This window comes from Anaerotignum lactatifermentans, from assembly GCF_014982935.1.
Lineage (GTDB): Bacteria > Bacillota > Clostridia > Lachnospirales > Anaerotignaceae > Anaerotignum > Anaerotignum lactatifermentans.
On the sequence record NZ_JADCKK010000088.1, the window covers coordinates 1 to 8,125 of the forward strand.

The following is an 8,125-nucleotide window of genomic DNA, read 5'->3' on the forward strand; positions in this document are numbered from 1 at the left end:
GAGTGACTAGAACTTTTGCCTGATTGACACTGGGACAATTATATCATGGGTTTAATGAAGCCTATTGAACAAAGTAACTATTAAATTTTATATAAGAATAATGGTATCTAAAGATACTATACGAGGAAGTGATAACTATGTGCAAAACCATTGATTTACATACCCATTCTTACTGCTCCGACGGCACATTTTCCCCGGAAGGTCTAGTAATTCTTGCCAAGAAACAAGGTCTTTCCGCCATTGCCCTCACGGACCACGACACCATAGACGGACTGGAACTGTTTCTGGAAGCAGGGGAAAAACACGGCATAGAAACCATCTGCGGCATTGAGTTTGCTGCACTCTATGAAGGTTTCCACCGCCCGGAAATCCACATTGTTGGTCTTGGCTTTGACCGCCATGACCCTATGCTGCTGGAAAAACTGGAGGAAATCCGCCAGAGCCGTGACGACCGAAACGAACGCATGGCAAAACAGCTCACTGCCATCGGTCTGCCGGTTTCTCTGGAAGAAGTTGCTCACAACGCCGGCGGTGAAATCATCACCCGTGCCCATTTTGCCAATGTGCTGCTGGAAAAGAAACTCATCAAAGACCGGAAAGAAGCCTTTTCCAAATATCTTTCTCCCGGCTGCCCTGGCTATGTGGAACGGCAATTCCTCACACCAAAAGGCTGTATCGAAGCCATCAAAAACGCTGGCGGTGCCGCTGTTCTGGCACATCCCACTCTTTACGATTTGGACATGACCCAAGTGGAAACCCTCTGCAAAGAATTGATTTCCTTTGGTCTGGACGGCATCGAATGCCGCTACTCCACCTATACACCAGCCCAGACAAAAGCCGTGGAAAAAATTGCCCGCACTTTGGGGCTTCTCCCTTCCGGCGGCAGTGATTTCCATGGCGAAAACAAGCCGGACATCCGACTGGGCAAAGGCATGGGCAATTTGCAGATTCCTTACACTTACTGGGAAGACCTGCGCACCCGCTGCCGCTGATTTTATCTGACAAAAAAAACAGCGCATCTTCATAATAAAACAAAGAAAGCCAAAATCCTTATCATGACAAAGGATTTTGGCTTTCTTATTTTTTCTGTTCTGTTTTCTTCTGAAAACAGCCATCGCAATTCCCCTTAAGATTCTTAAGGAGAAGTTGCTTTAGAGGACACTCTGTTTTTTATTTTGCTTTTCTGTTTCTTTTTCTCAAACTTTTATCTCAAAATTGCGGATTGCTTATTTTACGATGGTTGCTACATGCTGTCCATCTGTATTGGTGTAAGTTACCTGATAGCCCAGTGCTTCAAAGCCGCGTACGCCAATGTAGGATGTGCTGTCAACCAGAATGCTGTCCATAGGGATCACAGTTTCGCCCTGTACAACAGATGCTGTCTTGGTTGCCTGATCCCATGTTACAGTTTCACCCAGCATATCGCAGATGCTGCGCAGAGGCAGGTAGATTCTGCCGTCCTGTACCACATATTCTACGATAGGAGAAGCGCTGCTGCCCCAGTAAACGGGTTCTGCACGTTCTTCTGTCAGGAATGCAGTAGGTTCGTCATAGTACCATGTTGCACTGACACCTGTTACAGGATTGTATTTGTCTGTCAGTGTTTCCAGTTCTGTTGTGATAGCGTCAGGTCTTACACTGATGGAAGGGAATACCACGGAGCCTCTTGCTTCCTGTGTGCGTGTGGAAGAAGTTACTGCGCACATGGTGCCGCCTTTGTATGCCATCTGGTAGTTTTCGCTGCCATAGTATCTGTCATTTACTTTTGTCACTTCACCTGTGTAATGGAAACCAGCCAGCAGTGCTGCAACGGTTTCATTCTGCATGCCTGTTTCCACTGCGTCTTTCACATCAGCCAGTACGGTGCGGAATGCTTCCACATCGTCTCTTGCTGCCTGCATGGAGCTTGTCAGGTCTGCGATTTCCGCTTCTGTAGCGCCGCTTGCCTGCATAGTTACTTTCAGGTATTCTTCCAGTGCGTTGATGACAGGTTCAGGATTCTGTGCCATATAATCCAGCAGAGAAACCAACATCTGACCTACTTCTGTGCCTGTCGCCTCGATCTGATAACCGTTCTGGATTCTGGTTACCATACCTGTGGTAAAGCCGCTGAAACCATCTTTGTACATGTTGACGGCTGCATCATAGAGGCTGTCATAGCCGCTGGGAATCAGGGCATCCAGTTCTTCCTGGGTCAGACCCAAATCTTCTTTCATGTCCAGAACGCAGATATACTGGTCGCGATCCAGCATCGCTTTCCATTCCTGCGCAAATGCATCGCTGAAGAAATAGCTGTCTGTATCTACATCTGTCATATCCCGCATCAGACGGTATGCACTCCATACAGTTTCTGTGGAGATATATACGCCGTCTTTGTTGCCGTAATACCATCTGCCGAAAGAATATTCCTGATTTTTATATGTTGCATCTACGTCAAACATAAAGGACATATCATCCATATTCATCAGCATGGTATATTCCAGTTTTACATTCTTTTTGCCATCAAAATCAGTCATACCAGCCATAGCAGTGTCCACATCTTCCTGTGTCATGCCGCTTGCCAGCATCGCGTCTGCCGCAAATGTTTTCATAGCGTCAAAGTCCAGTGTGATTTCAGCTTCCCCTGTTGTTTCACTGACTTCCATGCCTTTCAACATGTCTACGCTCATCTGCAGGTAGCCCACTTCATCAGCGGAACACCCTGTAAAAGCAGTCAGACACAGCAGAGTACACAATACTGCCGCTAACTTTCTTCTCATACATACTCCTCCTTCGTTTTTCCGCAAAACTGTCGAAACAGAAAAAGTCCACACCAAAAAGACATCTTTTCTTGTGTCAACTTACTTCTCATTATACCATCGGAAAGCCATCCTATCTACAAAAAAAGGCAAATCAAATATTAAGATTTTGTTTATTTTTTCTCAAAGGAAAAAATGCCCCAAAGCAACTTTCTCTTAAGAAAACATATCCGATAAAATCTCAGTAGAAAGAAGAAAGCTGAAATCCTCCATATGACAGGGATTTCAGCTTTCTTATGAAGATGCCCACAAAACAGGCATCTTCTTTTCCTTTATTTTGCCGCATCTTCCAGACAGGCGCTCACCGCATCCAGCACCGCCTGTGCAGAATATGTATGGGTATCTGCAACGGTGATGTTTTCCACAGACTGGTTCTGTACCACCTGTTGTGCCACCTCTTCCGCCGCATCTTCCACCATGGGATACATGACAGATACCGTTTCCGCATCGTCAGTCACGGTCACATCGGCAATGCGTCCATCTTTGATTTCCACGGAAACGGAAGCGGTGCCCTGTCCCAGGGGCAGTTCTGCCTCATAAGTGCCGTCCCGGTAAAGCCCTGCGGATTCTCCATCCCCCATACGCAGGAAAAAGGTAATGAGCCCTACCACAATGATAACACCCAGCACCGCAAACAGGGCTGTTTTCAAAAGCTCGCGCATTTTTACCACTACAAATCTTGTATGCCGCACCCTCTTTTCTCCCTCCAAAACATATCGTTATCTTACCTTATGAGAAAACCTCTGCCGATATGCCTGCCGGGAACTTGTCCTTGCAAAAAATACTGCCCTTTTGTATCATGTAACTAATGAAGGAGGGACAGACATGGCATTACGTTTTCTCATTGGTGCCGCAGGCACTGGAAAAACCGAATACTGTATGAAGGAGATTATCACTGCCCAATCCGCTCACAAAGGACGGCAGATTTTTCTGGTGCCGGAGCAGTACACCTCTCAGGCGGAACGTGACCTGACAGCACGGACAGAACGCAAAGGCATCCTAACGGCGGAAGTCCTCAGCTTCGGCAGACTGGCACACCAGTTTTTTGCCAAAAACGGTCTGAACAGAGCCGTCATTCTGGGGGATGTAGGCAAACAGATGGCATTGCAGAAAATACTGCTGGAACAGCGGGATGACCTGCCCTATTTCTGTCATATGATGGACAAAAACGGCTTCGTAAGCCGTCTGGGAAAAACCATCACAGAATTTTTCCGCTACCGTGTCACACCGGAACAGCTGGAAACCATGTCCAATCAGGAAGGACTTTCCCACAGCATACAGGACAAATGCCGGGATATGGCAAGCATCTACCGCCGCTATGAGGAATTCCTCTCCGAAACTTATCTGACTGGGGACACCACCCTTTCCCTGCTGGAAGAAAAACTGGCTTCCTCCGCCGCTTTTGGGGATACAGAAATCTGGCTGGACGGCTTTTATGGCTTTACGCCACAGGAATACGGCATCATTGCCCAGCTGCTTCGTCTGTGCAAACGGGTCAGCATCACCCTGCCCATGGATGAACACAGCTATTTCGCTTCTTCCCTGCCTCCTGCCGCACCTTTTTTTGAGCCACATCTAACCAAACAAAAACTGGTTTCTCTGGCAGAAGAAATGGGCATTGCCATGGAATCCCCTGTCTTTTTCAAAGAAAACCATCGGGCAAAAACACCTGCCCTTGCCTTTTTGGAGAAAAACTATTTTTACGGGTATTATAAAAAATCTCCCGACCATGAGGGCATCCATATCTGTTCCTGCGCCACAAGGGAATCGGAAATGGCTTACGCCGCAGGACAGATTCTCTCTCTGGTACGGGAGCAGGGCTTGCGTTATCGGGATATTGCCATCGTGACCAATGCCATGTCCGCCTATGAAAAAGGGCTGAAAGGTATTCTGTCAGAAGCAGGCATCCCCTGTTTCGTGGACAGCCGCCGTGACATTGCCTCCCACCCTCTCATTGGACTGGTGAACAGCCTGCTGGAATGTGTGGTCTATGACTTCCGCTATGAATCTGTTTTCTCTTATCTGAAAACAGGTCTGACCCCCATGGCGCAGGAGGACATGGACATTCTGGAAAACTATGTGCTGGCATACGGCATCAAAGGCTATAAATGGAAAAAAGACGTCTGGGCATACGGTTTTCAGCCGGGACAGGAAGCGGAACAGGCATACCTTAACGACCTCCGTGCACAGGTCATGACGCCTTTTGCATCCCTTCTTGCTCTGAAACGGAAGAAAAACCTGCCTTTGCGGGATTGGGTAACGGCTCTCGTTGTCCAGCTGGACACCTTAGGCATTGCGGAAAAACTCACGGCTCTTTCCGAAGCAGCCGCAGCCAAAGGCAATGCCGCCAAAGCCGAGGAACATCGGCAAATCTGGCAAATCCTCATGGATGTGCTGCAAAAAGCTGTAGAAATCCTTGGGGATGCGCCTATGTCCCTGGACACCTTTGCCCGTATTTTGTCTGCCGGGCTGGAAGAAAGCTCTATGGGACTCATTCCTCCCACGGCTGACAGCCTGCTGGTAGGGGATATTGAGCGAAGCCGTCTGCCGGACATCAAAGCCTTGCTGGTGCTGGGCGTCAACGACGGCATTTTGCCTGCCCCTGCCGAAAACACAGGCATTTTCACGGAAACAGAACGGGAAGCTCTGACAGCGGCAGGCATGGAACTTGCCCCTGACGGCAAACGGAAGTTATTTGAAGAACAGTTCCTCATTTACCGCGGATTGACAAAGCCTTCCCACGCCCTGTATCTCACTTATGCCAACGGGGATACGGAAGGGAAAGCATTGTTCCCATCTTCTCTCATTGCGCGTATTGCAAAGATGTATCCCACATTGACAGAAGAACGGGACGACGCCCTGCCTCTTTCTAGCCTAACCCCCGGCGGATGTTTCCACCAGTTAGGGACACAAATGCGGAAACATGTGGAAGAATCCCCCATGGAACCCATGTGGCAGGATATTTACAGTTATTTTGCCACCACACCCCAATGGCAGCAGCGGCTTTCTCTCCTGCGGCAAGGATTTTCCGTTCATGATCGCCGGCAGAAGCTGTCACCCAAAACAGCTAAGAGCCTTTACGGCAAAAATATCCTCTCCAGCGTATCCCGTCTGGAACGGTTTGCCGCCTGCCCCTTTGCTTATTTTGCGGAATATGGGCTGAAAGCAAGACCCCGACAGTTATACCAGCTTCGCACACCAGACTTAGGGAATTTGTTCCATCAGGTTTTAGAACAATTCGCCGCCACACTGAAAAAAGACGGCATTTCTTGGCAAACCTTGACACAAGAAGAAACAGAACGCCGTATGGATGCTGCTGTGGACGAAGCAGCGCCCCATCTGGGAAATGAAATCCTGATGGACTCTGCCGCCAATCGTTACCTCATCAAGCGATTGAAGCGAATTTCCAGACGTGCCGGCTGGACACTGGTGCGCCATATCCAGAGTGGTATGTTTGAGCCTGCTGGCTATGAAGTGGGCTTTGGTCCCCATGAAGCACTGCCGCCTATCGTCATTGGTATGTCCGACGGCAGCAAATTGATTTTGCGAGGGAAAATCGACCGTGTAGACCTGCTGGATGCGGAAGGCAATAAATTTGTGAAAATCATCGACTATAAATCCGGCACAAAAGCCTTTGATTTCCAAGATATTTATTATGGCTTGCAGTTGCAGCTGTTATTATACTTGGACGCTTATCTGAAAAACCACGGAACGGAATCCTACCGTCCCGGTGGTGTATTCTATTTCCGCATCACAGACCCCACCCAAACAGTAACGGAAGAAATGTCTGCCGAAGAAATCGAACATCTTCTTTACAGCAAAATGCAGATGTCCGGTCTGGTGCTGGAAAACGAAACGGTCATCAAAGCCATGGATGAAGTCTTTGTAGACCCTGTCAGCGGCGGTATGCGGCTGGGTGCTTCGGACATCATCCCACTGAAATATACCAAAAAAGGAACCCCCACAGCATCTTCCCTGCTGGCGACGGAAGAAGAATACAACGCCCTTATGGCATTTACGGCAAAACGTGCTACTGCCATCGGCGAAAGCATGAAAGCGGGCGTCATCACCCCTGCCCCTTACCGGAAACAGAACAGCACTCCTTGTGACTACTGTGTATTTTCTTCCATCTGCCGTTATGAATACAAAGACCGTCCTTATTACCGGAATCTGAAAAAAATCGGCAAAGAGGACTTCTGGGAAAATCTCAATGAAACAGACGAAAGGAAATAACAATGATCATCAGACAGGAAACAACCTCTGACGCTTCTGCCGTATATGAGCTGGTGAAAACCGCCTTTTCCTCCGCGGAACACAGCGACGGCAGCGAGCAGGATTTGGTGGTACTGCTTCACAAAAGCCCAGCCTTCCAGCCGGCTCTTTCTCTGGTGGCAGAGGAAAATGGAAAAATCATCGGCTATATTCTCTTCTCTGAAATCAAAATCGGAGAAAAAACAGCCATTGCTCCTGCGCCGCTGGCAGTACTGCCAGAACAGCAAAGAAAAGGTGTTGGGCTTGCATTGCTGGCAGAAGGTCACAGCATTGCCAAAAATCTTGGCTACAGCATCAGTGTCGTATTAGGCAGTGAAACGTACTACCCCAAAGCCGGCTATGTGCCTGCCTCTCGGTTCGGCATTGTCTGCCCCTTTGAGGGTGTGCCCGACGAAAACTACATGGCACTGCCTTTGCAGGAACCTGCTGGTGACTGGAATGGCACCGTTACTTATGACAAGGCATTTTTTGAAGTATAAAGGAGAACATCATGGATACAAAAACATTTACTTCATTTTTGCACAGCAATATTCCACTGACAGAATTTATGGACATTCAGGCGGAAACATACACACCGGAAAAAGTGGTGCTTTCCGTACCTTTTGCCCAGAATAAAAACGACAAAAACACGGGCTTTGCCGGCAGCATCAGCGCATTGATGACGGTCTGCGGCTGGTCTGTCATGTATGCCAATTTCCACGAACTTCTGCCAAAGGGCAATATTGTTGCACAGAAAACCCAGCTGCGGTACATTGCCCCCATCACCAGCGATTTTCGAGCAGAATGCATCTGCAATGATCCGGAAAGCAAACAGGCTTTGCTGGATTCTTTTGCAGAAAGAGGAAAAGGCAAACTGATACTCAACATCCAATGTTTCTGCGGGGATTTGCTGGCGGCGGAAATGGAAGCAACCTACTACATCACAAAATAAATCATAACCACGCCTAAAAGACGTGGTTTGCACTAGCCCTATAAGGGCTTATTAAGAGCCAGCGCCTAAATGACGCTGGCTTTCACTTCGTTCAAGCCTTGGTGGTATGATTATCTGCTACCCT

6 protein-coding genes are annotated in these 8,125 nt (G+C 48.3%); 4 read left to right on the forward strand and 2 right to left on the reverse strand.

What is annotated here, in order from left to right:
- Positions 1-137 precede the first annotated feature (137 nt).
- Positions 138-992: a PHP domain-containing protein gene (locus tag INF29_RS13395; RefSeq protein ID WP_193487178.1), complete on the forward strand. Its 855-nt coding sequence runs from the start codon at positions 138-140 to the stop codon at positions 990-992.
- 234 nt (positions 993-1,226) lie between these two features.
- Here the strand turns inward: INF29_RS13395 and INF29_RS13400 are convergent, their stop codons facing one another.
- Both INF29_RS13400 and INF29_RS13405 read right to left on the reverse strand, forming a co-directional pair.
- A complete protein-coding gene (locus tag INF29_RS13400) occupies positions 1,227-2,759 on the reverse strand; it encodes a stalk domain-containing protein (protein WP_193487180.1) in 1,533 nt (510 codons plus the stop codon).
- Positions 2,760-3,070: 311 nt separating this feature from the next.
- A complete protein-coding gene (locus INF29_RS13405; protein WP_072853613.1) occupies positions 3,071-3,490 on the reverse strand; it encodes an FMN-binding protein in 420 nt (139 codons plus the stop codon).
- Between the two features lie 133 nt (positions 3,491-3,623).
- Between INF29_RS13405 and addB the strand changes: the two genes are divergently transcribed.
- Genes addB through INF29_RS13420 form a run of 3 tightly spaced genes read left to right on the forward strand, consistent with a single transcriptional unit; the run spans position 3,624 to position 8,001 of the window.
- Positions 3,624-7,031 carry a helicase-exonuclease AddAB subunit AddB gene (gene addB, locus INF29_RS13410; RefSeq protein ID WP_193487182.1) on the forward strand — a complete coding sequence of 1,136 codons (3,408 nt, stop codon included), beginning with the start codon at positions 3,624-3,626 and terminating at the stop codon, positions 7,029-7,031.
- Between the two features lie 2 nt (positions 7,032-7,033).
- On the forward strand, positions 7,034-7,549 hold the full coding sequence (locus tag INF29_RS13415; RefSeq protein WP_193487184.1) for a GNAT family N-acetyltransferase: 516 nt from the start codon (positions 7,034-7,036) through the stop codon (positions 7,547-7,549).
- Between the two features lie 11 nt (positions 7,550-7,560).
- Positions 7,561-8,001, forward strand: coding sequence for a YiiD C-terminal domain-containing protein (locus tag INF29_RS13420; protein ID WP_193487186.1), 441 nt, complete (start codon positions 7,561-7,563; stop codon positions 7,999-8,001).
- The last annotated feature ends 124 nt before the right edge of the window (positions 8,002-8,125 follow it).